This is a genomic window from Pseudomonas sp. Pseusp9 (assembly GCF_059491265.1).
Genome location: NZ_CP168500.1, coordinates 5,677,258 through 5,693,044 on the forward strand (window position 1 = coordinate 5,677,258; position 15,787 = coordinate 5,693,044).

Annotated in this window: 15 protein-coding genes; 5 read left to right on the forward strand and 10 right to left on the reverse strand. The window is 61.7% G+C overall.

The features are described 5' to 3' along the window. Nucleotides 1-20: 20 nt before the first annotated feature. A complete protein-coding gene (locus ACEN8E_RS25860; protein ID WP_057400532.1) occupies nt 21-941 on the forward strand; it encodes a histone deacetylase family protein in 921 nt (306 codons plus the stop codon). 292 nt (nt 942-1,233) lie between these two features. After that, nucleotides 1,234-2,475: a TIGR03862 family flavoprotein gene (locus ACEN8E_RS25865; protein ID WP_495590381.1), complete on the forward strand. Its 1,242-nt coding sequence runs from the start codon at nt 1,234-1,236 to the stop codon at nt 2,473-2,475. Between the two features lie 107 nt (nt 2,476-2,582). Here the strand turns inward: ACEN8E_RS25865 and rhlE1 are convergent, their stop codons facing one another. Both rhlE1 and yedA read right to left on the reverse strand, forming a co-directional pair. Beyond that, complete coding sequence (gene rhlE1, locus ACEN8E_RS25870; protein ID WP_258682688.1) at nt 2,583-3,923, reverse strand: RNA helicase RhlE1; 1,341 nt, start codon at nt 3,921-3,923, stop codon at nt 2,583-2,585. Between the two features lie 64 nt (nt 3,924-3,987). After that, a complete protein-coding gene (gene yedA / locus ACEN8E_RS25875; protein ID WP_495590382.1) occupies nt 3,988-4,929 on the reverse strand; it encodes a drug/metabolite exporter YedA in 942 nt (313 codons plus the stop codon). A 164-nt stretch (nt 4,930-5,093) separates the two neighbouring features. On the opposite strand from yedA, the gene ACEN8E_RS25880 reads away from it, so the two are divergent. After that, nucleotides 5,094-5,546 carry an Lrp/AsnC family transcriptional regulator gene (locus ACEN8E_RS25880; protein WP_495590383.1) on the forward strand — a complete coding sequence of 151 codons (453 nt, stop codon included), beginning with the start codon at nt 5,094-5,096 and terminating at the stop codon, nt 5,544-5,546. A gap of 131 nt (nt 5,547-5,677) precedes the next feature. Here ACEN8E_RS25880 and ACEN8E_RS25885 read toward each other — a convergent pair whose 3' ends face one another. The 3 genes from ACEN8E_RS25885 to ACEN8E_RS25895 form a co-directional block, all read right to left on the reverse strand. Next, nucleotides 5,678-6,289, reverse strand: a complete 612-nt coding sequence (locus ACEN8E_RS25885) for a 3'-5' exonuclease (RefSeq protein WP_495590384.1) — start codon at nt 6,287-6,289, stop codon at nt 5,678-5,680. Between the two features lie 22 nt (nt 6,290-6,311). After that, a complete protein-coding gene (locus ACEN8E_RS25890) occupies nt 6,312-6,791 on the reverse strand; it encodes an NYN domain-containing protein (RefSeq protein WP_429371595.1) in 480 nt (159 codons plus the stop codon). Nucleotides 6,792-6,912: 121 nt separating this feature from the next. Beyond that, nucleotides 6,913-7,689 (reverse strand): DUF2076 domain-containing protein, encoded by a 777-nt coding sequence (locus ACEN8E_RS25895; protein WP_495590385.1) that lies wholly within the window; start codon nt 7,687-7,689, stop codon nt 6,913-6,915. A 179-nt stretch (nt 7,690-7,868) separates the two neighbouring features. On the opposite strand from ACEN8E_RS25895, the gene ACEN8E_RS25900 reads away from it, so the two are divergent. Then, entirely contained in the window at nt 7,869-8,543 is a 675-nt protein-coding gene (locus ACEN8E_RS25900) for a YciC family protein (RefSeq protein WP_495590386.1), read from the forward strand. 66 nt (nt 8,544-8,609) lie between these two features. Then, complete coding sequence (locus ACEN8E_RS25905; protein ID WP_495590387.1) at nt 8,610-9,689, forward strand: endonuclease/exonuclease/phosphatase family protein; 1,080 nt, start codon at nt 8,610-8,612, stop codon at nt 9,687-9,689. A 136-nt stretch (nt 9,690-9,825) separates the two neighbouring features. Here the strand turns inward: ACEN8E_RS25905 and ACEN8E_RS25910 are convergent, their stop codons facing one another. The 5 genes from ACEN8E_RS25910 to ACEN8E_RS25930 all read right to left on the reverse strand — a co-directional run bounded on the left by ACEN8E_RS25910 (nt 9,826) and on the right by ACEN8E_RS25930 (nt 15,697). Further along, complete coding sequence (locus tag ACEN8E_RS25910; protein WP_495590388.1) at nt 9,826-10,659, reverse strand: ABC transporter ATP-binding protein; 834 nt, start codon at nt 10,657-10,659, stop codon at nt 9,826-9,828. Beyond that, complete coding sequence (locus ACEN8E_RS25915) at nt 10,647-11,450, reverse strand: ABC transporter permease (RefSeq protein WP_007990681.1); 804 nt, start codon at nt 11,448-11,450, stop codon at nt 10,647-10,649. Before ACEN8E_RS25915 ends, ACEN8E_RS25910 begins: the two co-directional genes overlap by 13 nt. 8 nt (nt 11,451-11,458) lie before the next feature. Beyond that, complete coding sequence (locus tag ACEN8E_RS25920) at nt 11,459-12,445, reverse strand: ABC transporter substrate-binding protein (RefSeq protein ID WP_495590389.1); 987 nt, start codon at nt 12,443-12,445, stop codon at nt 11,459-11,461. A 369-nt stretch (nt 12,446-12,814) separates the two neighbouring features. Then, the gene (locus ACEN8E_RS25925) at nt 12,815-14,185 is read right to left on the reverse strand and encodes an aspartate aminotransferase family protein (protein WP_429371606.1); all 1,371 of its coding nucleotides are present in this window, start codon (nt 14,183-14,185) and stop codon (nt 12,815-12,817) included. Nucleotides 14,186-14,206: 21 nt separating this feature from the next. Next, complete coding sequence (locus ACEN8E_RS25930; protein WP_495590390.1) at nt 14,207-15,697, reverse strand: aldehyde dehydrogenase; 1,491 nt, start codon at nt 15,695-15,697, stop codon at nt 14,207-14,209. Between the last annotated feature and the right edge of the window lie 90 nt (nt 15,698-15,787).

Genomic DNA, 15,787 nt, shown 5'->3' on the forward strand with positions numbered 1-15,787 from the left:
CATTCCTACATGAAATGACCATGCCACTGCCGCTGATTTATCACGAAGACTACAGTCCCGAGTTTCCGGCCGATCACCGCTTCCCCATGGACAAGTTCCGCCTGTTGCGCGATCACCTGGTGGACAGCGGCCTGACCCGCGACGTTGACCTGCTGCGCCCGGACCTGTGCCCCGCAGACATTCTCGCCCTCGCCCATGACCCTTCGTATATCGAACGCTACATGAGTGGCGAGTTGTCCCGCGAAGACCAGCGGCGCCTCGGCCTGCCCTGGAGCGAAGCCCTGGCCCGGCGTACGGTGCGGGCGGTCGGTGGCTCGTTGCTCGCGGCCGAGCAGGCGCTGGAACATGGCCTGGCCTGTCACCTGGCTGGCGGCACCCACCATGCGCACTACGACTACCCCGCCGGGTTCTGCATCTTCAACGACCTGGCGGTGATCAGCCATTACCTGCTGGAAAGTGGTCGGGTGAATCGGGTGCTGATCTTCGATTGCGACGTGCACCAAGGCGACGGGACTGCACGAATACTGCACAACACTCCTGAGGCGGTGACCGTTTCCCTGCACTGCGAAAAGAATTTTCCCGCACGCAAGGCCGAAAGTGATTGGGACATTCCGCTGCCCAACGGCATGGGCGATGCCGATTACCTGAAGGTGGTGGACGATGCACTCAACTACCTGCTGCCGCTCTACCAGCCGGATCTGGTGCTGTACGACGCCGGGGTCGATGTGCATAAGGACGACGCCCTGGGCTATCTGAAGCTGACAGACGAAGGCGTCGCCGCCCGCGATGAAAGCGTGATGCGCCATTGCCTGGGCCGCGATATTCCGCTGGTCGGGGTGATCGGCGGCGGCTACAGCAAGGACCGCCAGGCCCTGGCCCGTCGCCACGGCATCCTCCACCACAGCGCGCAGCGCGTCTGGCAGTCATCAGGTTGTCATTGAGCTGTGGATGCTTTACCCACAATGCCTGTGGAACTGCCTGTGGATAACCTGAGTGAAAGGGACTACAGGCCATGCGGGACTTGGGCTACAGAACGGTGGTCATTTTTTAACCAATCCTCGAATTCACCAACGATCCCTGTAGGAGCGAGCCGGCTCGCGAAAAACGCAACGTCGCCGCTGGGCACCCGGTTTCCCGCGTAATCGTTCAAGACCATCGCGAGCAGGCTCGCTCCTACAGAGGTCGGGGCTGGTAGAATGCCCGGCTTCATTCGCCAAAACCGCAGTGCTTCCCATGACCCGATCCTCGACCGCCTCCCCTTCCCGTGTCGCCATCATCGGCGGCGGCCCCGCCGGTCTGATGGCGGCCGAAGTGTTGAGCCAGGCAGGGATCAAGGTCGACCTGTACGACGGCATGCCTTCGGTCGGACGCAAATTCCTCCTGGCCGGTGTCGGCGGCATGAACATCACTCATTCCGAAGCCTACCCTGCGTTTCTCTCGCGCTACGCCGAACGTGCCCCGCAAATCGCCCCATTGCTGCGTGCCTTCGGTGCCGAAGCGTTGTGTCAGTGGATTCACGAACTGGGTATCGACACTTTCGTCGGCAGCTCCGGCCGGGTATTCCCCACCGACATGAAAGCCGCGCCGCTGCTGCGCGCCTGGCTCAAACGCCTGCGCGACAGTGGCGTAGTTATCCACACCCGCCACCGCTGGCTGGGCTGGAACGAGCATGGCGGTTTGCGCATCGACAGCCCGGAAGGCGAAAAAACCATTCAAGCCGATGCAACCCTGCTCGCCCTCGGCGGCGGCAGTTGGTCACGCCTGGGTTCGGACGGCACATGGATGCTGCCACTGGAGCGACACGGCGTAGGACTGGCGCCGTTACAACCGAGCAATTGCGGCTTCGAGGTGCAGGCCTGGAGCGAATTGCTGGTCAGCAAATTCGCTGGCGCGCCGCTGAAAAATATCGCCATCGGCCTTAACGACGACGTTCCCCGCCTCGGCGAATGTGTGATTACCGCCACCGGGATCGAAGGCAGCCTGATCTATGCCCTGTCGGCACCGATCCGTGAGGCAATCAACCAGCAGGGTTCGGCAACGATTCATCTGGACCTGCTGCCGGGCCGGCCTGTGGATAAAATCCAGGCGGCGTTGAGCAAACCCCGGGGATCGCGCTCGATGGCCAAGCACCTGCACAGTCAGTTGGGCATCGATGGGGTGAAAGCAGCGCTATTGCGTGAGCTGACCAGCGCCGACTGCTTTGCCGACATGGCCTTGCTGGCCAATGCGATCAAGGCTTTGCCACTGACACTGGTGAAAACCCGTCCACTGGACGAGGCGATCAGCAGTGCGGGTGGGGTGGTGTTCGAGGCGATGGATGAGCGTTTGATGCTCAAGCAGATGCCTGGCGTGTTCTGCGCCGGGGAAATGCTCGATTGGGAGGCGCCGACCGGCGGTTACCTGCTGACCGCGTGTTTCGCCAGTGGGCGAGCGGCGGGGCTTGGAATGATCGAGTGGCTACAGCGCAAGGGCTGACGACCGAGGCGCGCCCTTCGCGAGCAAGCCCGCTCCTACAGTTGGAATGCATTTTTCTGTGGGAGCGAGCCTGCTCGCGATGGCGGTTTAACAGCCGCCGAAGTTAATCAAGGCTTACGCTTACGCGGCCCGGTATTGAACACCGGCACCTTGCGCACAGGCTTGATCGACGGTTCCGCCGGAGCAACTTCCCCGCTATCCACCCACTTACCAAGATTGCGCTTACCACCGCCACCACCGGACGCCTTGGGCTTCTTCGGTTTTTTCGGCTTCTTGATCACCTGGCCGCTGGCATCGGTGTCCGGCACGCGGTGCTCCGGCTCGAAGTCCGGCTCGTTCTGCCGCTTCAAGGTCTGACGGGTCAGCATCTCGATAGCCGACAGCAGATTCACTTCATCGGCGCAGACCAGGGAAATCGCCTCGCCCGTCGAACCCGCACGGCCGGTACGTCCGATGCGGTGGATGTAGTCTTCAGCAACGATAGGCAGGTCGAAGTTGACCACCAACGGCAGGTCTTCGATGTCCAGGCCACGGGCGGCCACGTCGGTGGCGACCAGAATCTGTACTTCACTGGCCTTGAACCGGTCGAGTGCGCGCTGGCGGGTCGCCTGGGGTTTATCGCCATGGATGCCATCGGCGTTGATGCCCAGGCCCTGGAGTTTCTCCACCAGTGCGTCCACGCCGTTACGGGTCTTGGCGAACACCAGCACCTGCTTCCACTTGCCCTTGCGCATCAGGTGCACGAACAGTTCCGGCTTGCGCTTCTTGTCTACCGTCACGATCCATTGCTTGACGGTGTTGGCCGCCACGTTGCGCGGGCTGACTTCGATGCTCAGCGGATCGTTGAGCATCTGCCCGGCCAGCAGGCGGATGTCATCGGAGAAAGTCGCGGAGAACAGCAGCGTCTGACGTTTCTTCGGCAGCGCACGGTAAATGTTCGCCAGCTCCTCGGAAAAGCCCAGGTCGAGCATGCGGTCGGCTTCGTCCAGTACCAGGGTTTGCAACTGGTTGAACTTCAGCGCGTTCTGGCGGAACAGATCGAGCAAGCGGCCCGGGGTTGCCACCAGCAGATCGACACCGCTGCGCAGCTTCATCATTTGCGGATTGATGCTGACGCCGCCGTATACCGCGTAAGTGCGCAACGGCAGGTTTTCAGCGTACTGGCGCACGGCTTCGTGAACCTGTTCGGCCAGCTCGCGGGTCGGCACCAGGATCAGCGCGCGGACCGAGTTGGCGGTGACTTTCGGCCCTTCCATGGCCAGCAGTTGCAACAGCGGCAGGGCGAAACCGGCAGTCTTGCCGGTGCCGGTCTGGGCGGCGGCCATCAGGTCGCGACCGGCCAGCACAGCCGGAATGGCTTGCGCCTGAACCGGCGTCGGAGTCTGGTAGCCGAGCTTCTCGAGAGAGCGCAGCAAGGGTTCGATCAGGCCAAGGGTGGCGAAAGTCATGGGAGTACCGTAGGAAAATTCAGCGCGGTTGTGCATACAAGAGTGCAATGGCGCGCAGTTTACCCTAATTCACACGGGATTCTGTCGGCACGACCGTTGGCACGACCTTCTCCACCGGCTGCTGCGGCGTACGACGCCACTGCGGCAAGCCAATCAGCACCACGGCGCTGATGATCACCAACATGGCCAGCGCCTCCTCGATGCCAATGGTTTCGCCGACAAACACGATCCCCAGCAGCACCGCCACCGCCGGATTGACGTAGGCATAACTGGTAGCCGCCGCCGGACGCACGTGTTTCAGCAGGTACATGTAGGCGTTGAAGGCGATGATCGAACCGAACACGGTCAGGTACGCCAGCGCGGCCCAGCCTTCGATCGGTGGAACCTTGTCCATGTGCTCACCGCTGACCGCACTGCCGATCAGCAACACCACGCCACCCATCAGCATTTCCACGGCACTGGCCATCGCCCCCTGAGGCAGCGGCAGGTGTTTGCTCCACACCGAACCGAAAGCCCAGGTGGCCGCCGCAAAAATCAGCAGGGCTGCCCCCAACGGACTCGATTGCAGGTTGGAGCCGAGGTTGAGCATGACGATGCCGATCATTCCGAGCGCAACGCCAGCCCATTCCAGACGGGTATTGCGCGCGCCCCAGAAATAGCCACAGAGCAAGGTAAACAGCGGCACCGTCGCCACGGCCAACGCTGCCACTCCAGAAGCCACGCCCGTGTGTTCGGCCACGCTGACCGCCCCGTTGCCACACGCCAGCAGCAATATGCCGATGATCCCGGCGGCTTTCCATTGCGCCCAGGTCGGCGCCGGCGCCCCGCGCCAGCGCAGGAAGGCGTACATCAAGGTCCCGGCAATGACGAAGCGGACCCCGGCGAGCAACAAGGGCGGCCAATACTCCACGCCGATGCGGATCACCAGGTAAGTCGAGCCCCAAATCACGTACAACGCGAAAAAGGCTGCGATCAACGGTAAGGGGAAGCGACGTAGGCCGGACATGGGGGCAACTCACAGGCAGAACAGGTGAACGGCTATTCTAGAAAGGCTGGAGCCGGAAAATAAGTTACAAAACCTTTTTAAACCGCCAGTACACTTTTCAAAACACGGAGTTCATGGCTATAAACCGTGTTTTCGAAAGCCCGTCATTTTTCAGGAGTGCCACGATGGATAAGTACGACCGCATGCTGCTCGGCGCCCTGCTGGAAAACGGTCGCGCGTCCTACGCGGACCTTGCGCGCAAAGTCAACCTGTCAGCCCCGGCCGTGGCCGAGCGCGTGGCCAAGCTCGAAGCCAGCGGCGTGATCACCGGCTATCAGGCAAAGGTCGACATGGCCAAGCTCGGCCTGCCGATCCAGTGCGTGATCGAACTGCGCCTGAACCAGCACGGCAACCAGAAGGCCTATGACGACCTGATCAAAATCCCGCAACTGACCGAATGCCATCGGGTGACCGGTGATCCCTGCGTGATCATGCAGGCAGCCGTGGGCTCGATGCCGGAGCTGGAAGATCTGATCAACCGGATCGCCACGTTCGGGTTCAGCAAGACGTCAATTGTGTTGTCGAGTGCGATAGAGAAGCGGGTGCCGTTGGGGCATATCGAAGGCAACAGCAAATAAACCCAAGACCACAAATGACCCATTGTGGGAGCGAGCCTGCTCGCGAAAGCGGTCTTTCCGTCGACATCATCGTTGACTGAGACACCGTCTTCGCGAGCAGGCTCGCTCCCACAGGGGGATGTGCGGTGTTTTCAGAACCCGCGATAGCGCTTGAGGTGTTCGCCGACTTTCGCCGCCGGGACTTTCTGCAACTTGCACAGCAAGTCATGGGACAGCTCGCGCAAGCCGTGCTTTTGTCGCAATTCCTCGGCGAGGTGCGCCGTCAGGTTGGCCGCCATCTCGGCATCGGCCATGGCCCGGTGGGCCTTGCCGGTGTCGGGCAGGTTGGCGAAGGTGGTGAGGGTGCCGAGTTTGTGGTTCGGTGCGGCGGGCATCAGGCGCCGGGCCAGTAGCAGCGAGCAGGCAAAGTTCTGCAAGCGGGTGCGCTTGATTCGCCCGAGCTCAAAGTCCCAGAACTTCTGGTCGAACGCAGCGTTGTGCGCCAGCAGTGGCGTGGTGCCGACGAATTCATTGACCTCGTTCATCACCTGCTCTGCCGACGGCGCGGTGCGCAGCATGGCGTTGCTGATGCCGGTGAGCTGCTCGATGAAAACCGGGACGCGCACGCCAGCGTTCATCAGGCTTTGGTAACGCTCGACGATGCGCCCCTGTTCAAGGATCACCACGGCAATTTCCGTGGCCCGGCAGCTGCTGCTCGGGGAGATCCCGGTGGTTTCAAAGTCGATGACTGCGATGCGTTCCAAACCTGGTTCTACTCCGTAAAAATCAATTCTTGAGCAACAACGAGCCTTCGATCGGCACATAGCGGCTGGCGGCGCGGATCAGCGAGTTGGCGGTCAGGCCCGGCACGCCGTAGGCCACCGCTTGTACCCCGTGTTTGCTGATGATGCGTTCCAGCAGCATGTCGAAGTCACCATCGCCGGAGGCCAGGACGATTTCATCGACATGGTCGGCGGCATCCATGATGTCGAGGGTGATGCCCACGTCCCAGTCACCCTTGGCCGAACCGTCGCTGCGCTGGATGTACGGCTTGAGCTTCACGGTGAAACCGAGGTTACGCAGGATCTGCTGGAACTGCTGTTGTTTGCTGTCGCCACGGTCGATGGCGTAGGCGTAGGCTTCGACGATCTCGCCCTGTTTGCTGACGTCAGCCCACAGCGCAGCGTAGTTGAAGTGGCAACCATAAGCCTGACGCACGGTGTAGTAGAGGTTCTGGACATCGGCGAACACTGCGATTTTTTTCACCGGTACTCCTCAAAGGCTGAATCAGGCACCAGGCCCGAAAAGTCGCCCAGTATGCCAGCCCGGAGGATTGTTCCGCGAATAATCGCCCCGGAGCGGGGTTGCGCTCCGGACGAATGGCAGGTCAGACGAAGGAATCGTCGTCGCCACCGAAGAGCGAGTCATCGCTGTAATCAGCGTCGCTGAACCCGCCCTGATCGTTGCCCCAGGAGTCGTTACCAGCCATGCGCTGGTCGTCGCCCCAGCCATTGTTGCCCTGGTCGTTGACCTGGGCCGGCTCTTCCTTGATGACTTCGACGACTTCAGGCTGCTGGTTGTGATGGAACAGGCTGCTGATGCCTTGTGCCAGCATCACGCCACCTGCCACGCCGGCGGCGGTTTTCAGCGCTCCCCCGAGGAAACTGCTGCCGGCCGCTGCCGGAGCCTGCTGTTGCGGGGCATAGCCCTGTTGTGGAAAGTTTTGCGGCGGCGCGCCAAAGTTCTGCTGCGGCGCTGGCGAGCCGAACGACGAGCGTCCCGGCTCACGCCAGCCACCGCTCGATGGCGGCGCGCTCTGGGTCGGTGCCGGTTGTGGTTCACGGGAGGCACCACCAAAAATACTCGACAAAAAGCCACCACTGCTCGGTGCCGGAGCCGGGGTCGCCTGAGCCTTGGCCTGTTGCAGCTCGGCCTGCAACTGCTGGACTTGCTGGGTCAGCTGCCTGTTCTGTTCATCGAGGCTCTTGATCGCCGCCTCTTGCACCAGAATCGCCTGGGTCATGAAATAACCTGCCGCGGGCTGGCGCGTCAGGTGTTCCTTGATCCGCGCCTCGGCCTGGGCGTCGCGCGGGGCTGAGTCCGTTTCGGCCTGTTGCAGCCGGGAAAACAGTCCATCGATCAGGGTTTGTTCTTCGCTATTCATGGCGACCTCGTAGATTGCCGGGGGAAATCGTTGTCCTTTTCCACTGAGGATAAGGTGCTCGACCTTAATGGAGGCTGAAACAAGATGTTTCAATGACCTTTACCGATCGTTTACGTTTGCGTCCCCGAGTGCTTCATCGGTTAAAGTGAGCCACTGCTTCCAACCTGCGATACCAACCGATGAATCCGTTAGACGTCCTGCGTGACTCGCTGTATTTCTTCAAGCGCAATCTGGGCCAGATCGTGCAGCTGTGCCTGCCGCTGGTGATTCTCGAGGCGCTGCTGCAACAAGTGGTCGACCACTCCACGGAGCCGGACAGTTTCCCCGGTATCAGCGTGATTGTCGGCTTGCTGGTGTACCCGCTGTACACCGCCGCGCTGATTCTGTTTCTCGACGCCCGCAGCCGGGGCGAGTCGCCGCGCAACCGCGACCTGCTGGCGACGGCGGCGAGCCTGTGGCCACGCTTCGCCCTGCTGACGGCGCTCAATACCGTGCTGATCCTGCTGGGCCTGTCACTGTATTTCCTGCCGGGCATCTACCTGATGGTGACCCTGGCGTTTGGCGAATACCTGCTGGTGTTGCGCGGCCTGGCGCCGCTGGCGGCCATGAAGGAAAGCCTGCGCATGACCCGCGGTCATTTCATGCGCATCCTGCTGTGCATTCTGTGTGTGATGGGGCCGCTGTGGCTGCTCAAGGGGGCCACCCTGGCGGTGTACCCGGATCCACAGAACCCGGTGATCTCGCTGCTGATCGACAGCGCCCACAGTTTCCTGCAGCTGTTTACCAGCGTGGTGTTGTTCCGTCTGTTCATGCTGATCAACCCGTTGCCCGCGAGCAATGACAACGCGCTCTGACCTTGGGCGCGACCATCGCTCCCGGGTATGCTCGGGAACAATTTTGTAACGCTATTAAGCCGAGCCATGACCCGTCTACTGCGCTACACCCTGCCAGGCCTGCTGATCATGATCGGCCTGATCGCCGTAATGATCTACAGCCTGACCTGGCGCCCCGATGCCAAAGAAGTGTTGCCCGTCAGTTGCAGTCCACAGGCGCCCATCCTGGTCCCCGGTCAGGTGCTGAAGGTGATGACCTGGAACGTCCAGTACCTGGCCGGCAAGCGTTACGTATTCTGGAATGACCTGGCCCCCGGTACCGACGAACGCCCCACACCGGAAGACATGGCCTTCAGCCTCGACGAAGTGGCGCGAGTGATTCGCGACGAACAACCGGACATTGTGCTCTTGCAGGAGCTGGACGACGGCGCCAAGGCCAGCGATTACCAGCGCCAGTTCAAACTGCTGCAGGAACGGCTCGCCGATCTGTACCCATGCAGCGCCAGCGCCTTCGACTGGAAGGCCGACTTCGTACCGAACCCGCATATCTTCGGCAGTGTCGGTCGGCAACTGGCGACCCTGAGCCGTTACCAGATCGAACATGCCGAACGCCTGCAACTGCCGGTCGCCTCCGGCAACCCGGTCAGCCGCCAATTCAAACCCAGGAACGCCTTGCTGGTGAGCTACTTGCCTTTGAGTGACGGTGGACAGATGGCGGTGCTCAATACCCACCTGGAGCGTGCGACCCAAGGCGATAATACCTTGCAAAACCAGGTGAACGCCGTGGCCAGGACCCTCGATAAATTCGAAAGCCGTGGCACGCCGTGGCTGATCGGCGGGGATTTCAACCTGTTGCCACTGGGCCAGTATCGACGCCTGCCCGATGTGCAACGCGCGCCCTACTCCGCCGACAGCCCGTTGCACATCCTGTGGGACAAGTACCCGATGATCCCGACCAACAACGAAGCCAGTGGTATCGATCGCGAACGCTGGCTGACGCATTACCCGAACGACACCGGGCTGAACGGCCCGGACCGGACCGTTGACTACCTGTTCTACAGCCCGCGGATCAAACGGATTGAGGCGATGGTGCGGCAGGACGATACATTGCGTATCTCCGATCACCTGCCGGTGATTGCCCGGTTTCTGTTGCCGGCTGCGCCGTAGTTCCGGTTCAACACAAAACCTGTGGGAGCGAGCCTGCTCGCGAAGCCGGCGTGTCAGTCAACGATGATGTCGACGGATAGACCGCTTTCGCGAGCAGGCTCGCTCCCACAGAGGGCATGCATGGCGGCAATCAGCCTTAATGCACTTCCTCCAGATCATCATGCAGCAGCCCGAAGATCTCGCGCTTCATCTCGATGAACGAGCGCTCCATGACCATGTCCAGGTTGCGTGGACGTTCAATCGGCACATCCAGAATCTGCTTGATCCGCCCGGGTCTTGCGCCCATCACATACACCCGGTCGCCCAGCAGGATCGCCTCGTCGATGTCGTGGGTCACGAACAACACGGTCTTCTTGCTGTTGCCCCAGACCCGCAGCAACAACTGCTGCATTTGCAGGCGCGTCTGACTGTCGAGGGCGCCGAAGGGTTCGTCCATCAGCAGGATCTGCGGGTCATTGGCCAGCGCCCGGGCAATGGCGACACGCTGCATCATCCCGCCAGACAACTGCTTGGCATAGTTGTCGGCAAAGCCGCTCAGACCCACTTCATTGACGTAGTAGTCGACGATGTCCTTGCGTTGCGCCGCCGGCATGCCGCGCCGCTTGAGGCCGAACTCGACGTTCTGGCGCACCGTCAGCCACGGGAACAGCGTGTAGCTCTGGAACACCATGCCGCGATCCGCACCGGGGCCTTCCACCTGTTGGCCGCCGACGTAAATCGCGCCCGAGGTCGGTTCAGCCAGGCCGGCGGTGAGGTACAGCAGGCTCGACTTGCCACAGCCCGAAGGCCCCACCAGCACAGCGAATTGCTGGTCCGGCACCTCGAAGGACACCTCCTGTAACGCGGTAAAGGTTCCGCCATCGGGTTTCCTGTAGCTCAGGCTGACCTTGTCCACTTGCAGCCGCGGCGCGTTCACCGGGGCGGTCTGAGGGGCGACAAAACGATGAGTGGCGGCGGTTACTGAGCCCATGCGGTGATCCTCAGGCGTAGGAAACGGAACAGTTGATCGGTGACCAGGCCCAGCAGGCCGATGATCGCGATGGCGAGGAAAATCACATCCACCTGAAAGCCACGCATGGCCTTGAGGCTCAGGTAACCCAGGCCACTGGACGCGGCGACCAGTTCAGCCACCACCAGGTAGGTCCATGCCCAGCCCATCGTCACTCGCAAGGTGTCGAGCACGCCCGGCAGCGACGCGGGGGCGATCACATGCAGCACGGCGTCACGCCGGTTCGAACCGAGGGTATAGGAAGCGTTGATCAGGTCCTTGGAAATGCCTTTGGACACGTCCGCGATCATCACCAGTTGCTGGAAGAACACGCCGAAAATGATCACCGACACCCGCTGCTCCAGACCGATGCCGATCCACAGGATGAACAGCGGCACGAACGAGGTCACCGGCAGGTAACGAATGAAATTCACCAAGGGTTCAAGGAAAGCCTGGACGATGCGAAAACTGCCCATCAGCAGACCCAGCGGTACCGCCACCAGGGACGACACAATGAACCCGACCATCACCACTTCGACGCTGGCCCACACATGCTGGCCGAGGGTGCCGTCGCGCCCCAGGCGCACGGCGGCCTCGACCACCGCGCCCGGCGTCGGCAGGAACATGCCCGGCACCACGCCGCCGTAGGACAACCCGGCCCACAGGCCGACCAACAGCACCCAGGCCAACCCGCTTGCGCTCCAGATCACCGAGACCGGCAAACCGGTCTTGGGCGTAATGCAGCGGCTCAGCCATGAATTGCGCTTGAACATGCAGCCTCCTAGAGCGGGGTAACGAAACGGTTGTCGATCAGGTCGTCATTGCTGACGTTGTAGGGTTTGCCTTGCAGCTCACTGGCGGTCTCGTTGGCCAGTTTGATCAGCGGTGCGCTGTCACCCTGTTTGCCCGGCGCCCCCAGCAGTTTTTCGCTCATGGCCTGGTCATAGAAACGCACGCCCCGGGCGGCCGCTTCGAGCTCCTTCGGATCGGCCAGGTAACCACCAACGCCCTTGGCCATGATTTTGTAGGCTTCCTGTGGATGATCCTTGGTGTACTGCACGGCTTTGTACAAACCGGCCACCAGTGCCTTGACGTCTTGCGGTTGTTTTTCGATGACGGTGCAGTTCAGTGCGACGACGTCGACGATCACCCCCGGGGTGCTGCTGCTGTCGACCAGCACCTTGCCCTGCTGCTTGTCGCGCACCATCGACAGGTGCGGCTCCCAAGTCACGGCGGCGGGTACGCGACCGGCGATGAACGCGGTGGCGGCATCGTCGGCCGTCATGTTCTGCACGGTGATGTCGCTCATTTTCATGCCGTTCTTCTTCAACAGATACGACAACCAGAACTGCGAGGTCGAACCTTCGTTCACCGCCACGGCCTGGCCTTTGAGCTCTTGCAGGCTCTTTACGTCCTTGCCCACCAGCACGCCGTCGCCACCATGGCTGTCGTCCAGCGCGGCCACGGCCTTGAAGCAGAATTGCGGACGGTACTTGAGCACCTCGTCGATGGTCGACGCCGAACCGGACAACTCGCCGGAAGCTTGCGCGGCCATGTACATCGCCGCTTCTTCGACCACCGGCAACTCGACGGTCAAGCCGTTTTCCTTGAAGTAGCCAAGGTCCTGGGCCAGGTACAGGGTGCCATAGCCGACCCAGGTGGTATGACCGATGGACAGGGTGCCGGCCTGGGCGCTGGTGGCGACCGTCGCGGCGATGGCGGTGACCGCCAGTGGATGGGCAACGCGCGTAAGCAAGGACTTGATCATGGAGCACTCCCAAAGCTGTTGATTTAGTTTTGTCATGGGCAGTACGGCCAGCGGCCCGGCCTGTGGTCTCTGATGGACCTTTCGGCATGCAGCATCGGGCTGGCTGGCGAGATCGATGTTGGCCCAAGGGCGGGATTAGGAAAATGAGGAAATATGTCGATGCGAACGATGAAAAAACTCGTTAGCGCGCACTGCTGAAGGGCGCTGTGGGCGCGGATGCCCGAGGTGGGTGCAGGACTTGGAAGATGGGTTGAATCAGCAAAAGCATTCGCGAGCAGGCTCGCTCCCACAGGGGATTTGTGATCGACACAGATCCAATGTGGGAGCGAGCCCGCTCGCGAATAAGGTCCGCAGGACCTTCAGAAAAGATCAGAGCCGGCCGTATTCCTGCGCCGTACGATCCACCGCTTTCAAGGTCTTGGCGATCAGTTCGTCAATCTCTTCACGGCTGGCAATCAACGCTGGCGCCATGATCATCCGGCCAAGGGTCGAGCGAATGATCACGCCCTCCTCGAAACCAATCGTACGGCAACGCCAGGCAATGTCGTTCTCGTTGGCAAAACGCTTGCGGCTGGTTTTGTCTTCGGCCAGTTGCAGCGCCGCGACCATGCCCGTGCCCTGGATATCGCCCACCAGCGGGTGCTTGCCGAACACTTCGCGCAGGCACTGTTGCAGGTATGGACCGATGTCATCCTTGACCCGCGTTACCACGCCTTCATCGCGCAGGGCCTTGAGGTTGGCAATCGCCACCGCCGCCGCCACCGGGTGCCCGGAATAGGTCAGGCCGTGGGCAAACACGCCACCCTGCTCCACCAGCACCGAAGCCATTTTTTTCGACAGGATCAAGCCGCCCATGGGGATGTAGCCCGAGGTCAGGCCCTTGGCGATGGACAGGGTGTCCGGCTCGAAACCGAAGTACTCGTGGGCGAACCATTCGCCGGTGCGACCGAAGCCACCGATCACTTCATCGGCACACAGCAGCACATCGTACTTGCGGCAGATGCGCTGGATTTCCGGCCAGTAGCTTTCTGGCGGGAAGATCATGCCGCCGGCCCCCTGGAACGGTTCGGCGATGAAGCCTGCGACCTTGTCCGCGCCCAGTTCGAGAATCTTCGCTTCCAGTTGCTGTGCCGCGCGCAGACCGAATTCGGCTGGCGTCAGGTTGCCCTCGTGAGCGAAGAAGTACGGCTCGTCGATGTGCTCGATGTCCGGAATCATCCCGCCCATTTCGTGCATGAATTTCATGCCGCCGAGCGCCGTCGCGGCCAGGGTCGAACCGTGGTAACCGTTCCAGCGGCCGATCATGATTTTTTTCTCGGGCTTGCCGAGCACCTGCCAGTAACGCCGCACCGTGCGGATCAACACCTCGTTGGCTTCGGAGCCTGAGTTGGTGTAGATCGCGTGGCTGTAGTGCCCCGGCAGCAGGCTGAACAACAGTTCGGACAGCTCGATCACCTGCGGGTGGGTGGTGTGGAAAAACATGTTGTAGTACGGCAGCTGCTCCAGCTGCTGGCTCGCCGCGGCCGCCAGGTCCTTGCGCCCGTAACCGAGGTTGGTGCACCACAGCCCGGACATGCCGTCGAGGTAACGCCGGCCATCGTTGTCCCACAGGTGCAGGCGCTCGCCACGGACCATCACCCGTGGCCCCTCGTCATTGAGGGCTTTCTGATCGACGAACGCATGGATGTGGTGCGCAGCGTCGGCGGCCTGGTAGTCGCGGGTTTCACGTGGTGTGGTCATCGCCAGTTCTCCGTTTTGTTATCAGCGCAATTGAAACCAGGTGGTCTTCAACTGGGTGTATTTATCGAATGAATGCAGGGACAGGTCGCGGCCGAAACCCGACTGCTTGCCGCCGCCAAAAGGCACGGTCACGTCCAGTGCATCGACGCTGTTGACCGACACCGTACCGGCCCGCAACTGTCGCGCCACACGGTGAGCGCGGTTGAGGTCGTCGGTCCACAGCGAGGCCGCCAGACCGTAGACGCTGTCGTTGGCCAATTGCAAGGCGTGGGCCTCGTCATCGAACGCCGTGACGGCCAGCACCGGGCCGAACACTTCATCACGAAACAGCGGCATGTCCGGCGTCACGCCGGTGAAAATCGTCGGCTGGATGAAGTTGTCCGAGCCGTTGAAGATCGACTGCCGACCGCCACAGACCTTGGTCGCGCCTTGCTGCTCAGTCTGCTGGATGAACTTCATGATGCGTGCGGTCTGACGGCTGTCGACGATGGCCCCGGCAGCGCTCGACGGGTCCAGCGGATCGCCTGGCTGCCAGCGTTCGGCCTGGGCCTTGAGGCGTTCGACGAACTCGTCATGAATCGAACGCTGCACCAGCAATCGCGAGTTGGCCGAGCAGACTTCGCCCTGATTGAAGAAGATGCCGAATGCGGCTTTCTCGGCCGCCAGATCCAGATCCTGACAATCGGCGAACACCAGGTTGGCGCTCTTGCCGCCGCACTCCAGCCACACCTGCTTGAGGTTCGACTGGGCCGAGTACTGCATGAAATATTTGCCGACCTCGGTGGAGCCGGTGAACACCAGGCAATCGACGTCCGGGTGCAGGCCCAGGGCTTTGCCGGTCTGCTCGCCGAGGCCCGGCAGCACGTTGAGCACGCCGGGAGGAATACCTGCTTCCAGTGCCAGCTCAGCCAGACGCAAGGCCGAAAACGGCGACTGCTCGGCCGGTTTGAGGATCACCGAATTGCCCGAAGCCAGGGCCGGGGCGAGTTTCCACGCGGCCATGTCCAGAGGGAAATTCCACGGCACCACGGCCGCGACTACGCCGAGGGCTTCGCGGGTGATGGTTGCCAGTACGTTCTGCGCACTCGGCGCGACCTGATCGTAGAGTTTGTCGAGGCTCTCGGCGTACCAGCGGAACACTCCCGCGGCGCCTGGCACATCGATGTTGTAGGCGTCCGTAACGGGCTTGCCCATGTTCAGCGAGTCGAGCAGCGCCAGCTCTTCGCGGTGGTCGAGGATCAAATCGGCCAGACGCAGCAGCACTTGCTTGCGTTCGCTCGGTGAGCGCGCAGCCCAGGTGCCCGCCTCGAAGACCTGCCGCGCATTGCGCACCGCCGCGTTCACGTCGTCTTCGCCACAGGCGGCGACGTTGGCCAGGCACTGGCCGGTGGCGGGGTTGATCGCGGCGAAAGTCTGCCCCGACTGCGCCGCACGGCGCTGGCCATCGATCACGGCCTGGTCGGGAAACCGCAGGGAGGCGGCTTTGCGTTGCCAATACTCAAGCTCGAACACGTTCGGATGCTCCAGAGGACGTTCTTGTGTATTGGATAGTCGCTCAGGCCCAAGCGGTGGAAAACCAGTAAAAATGTGTTCGCAGGCCAA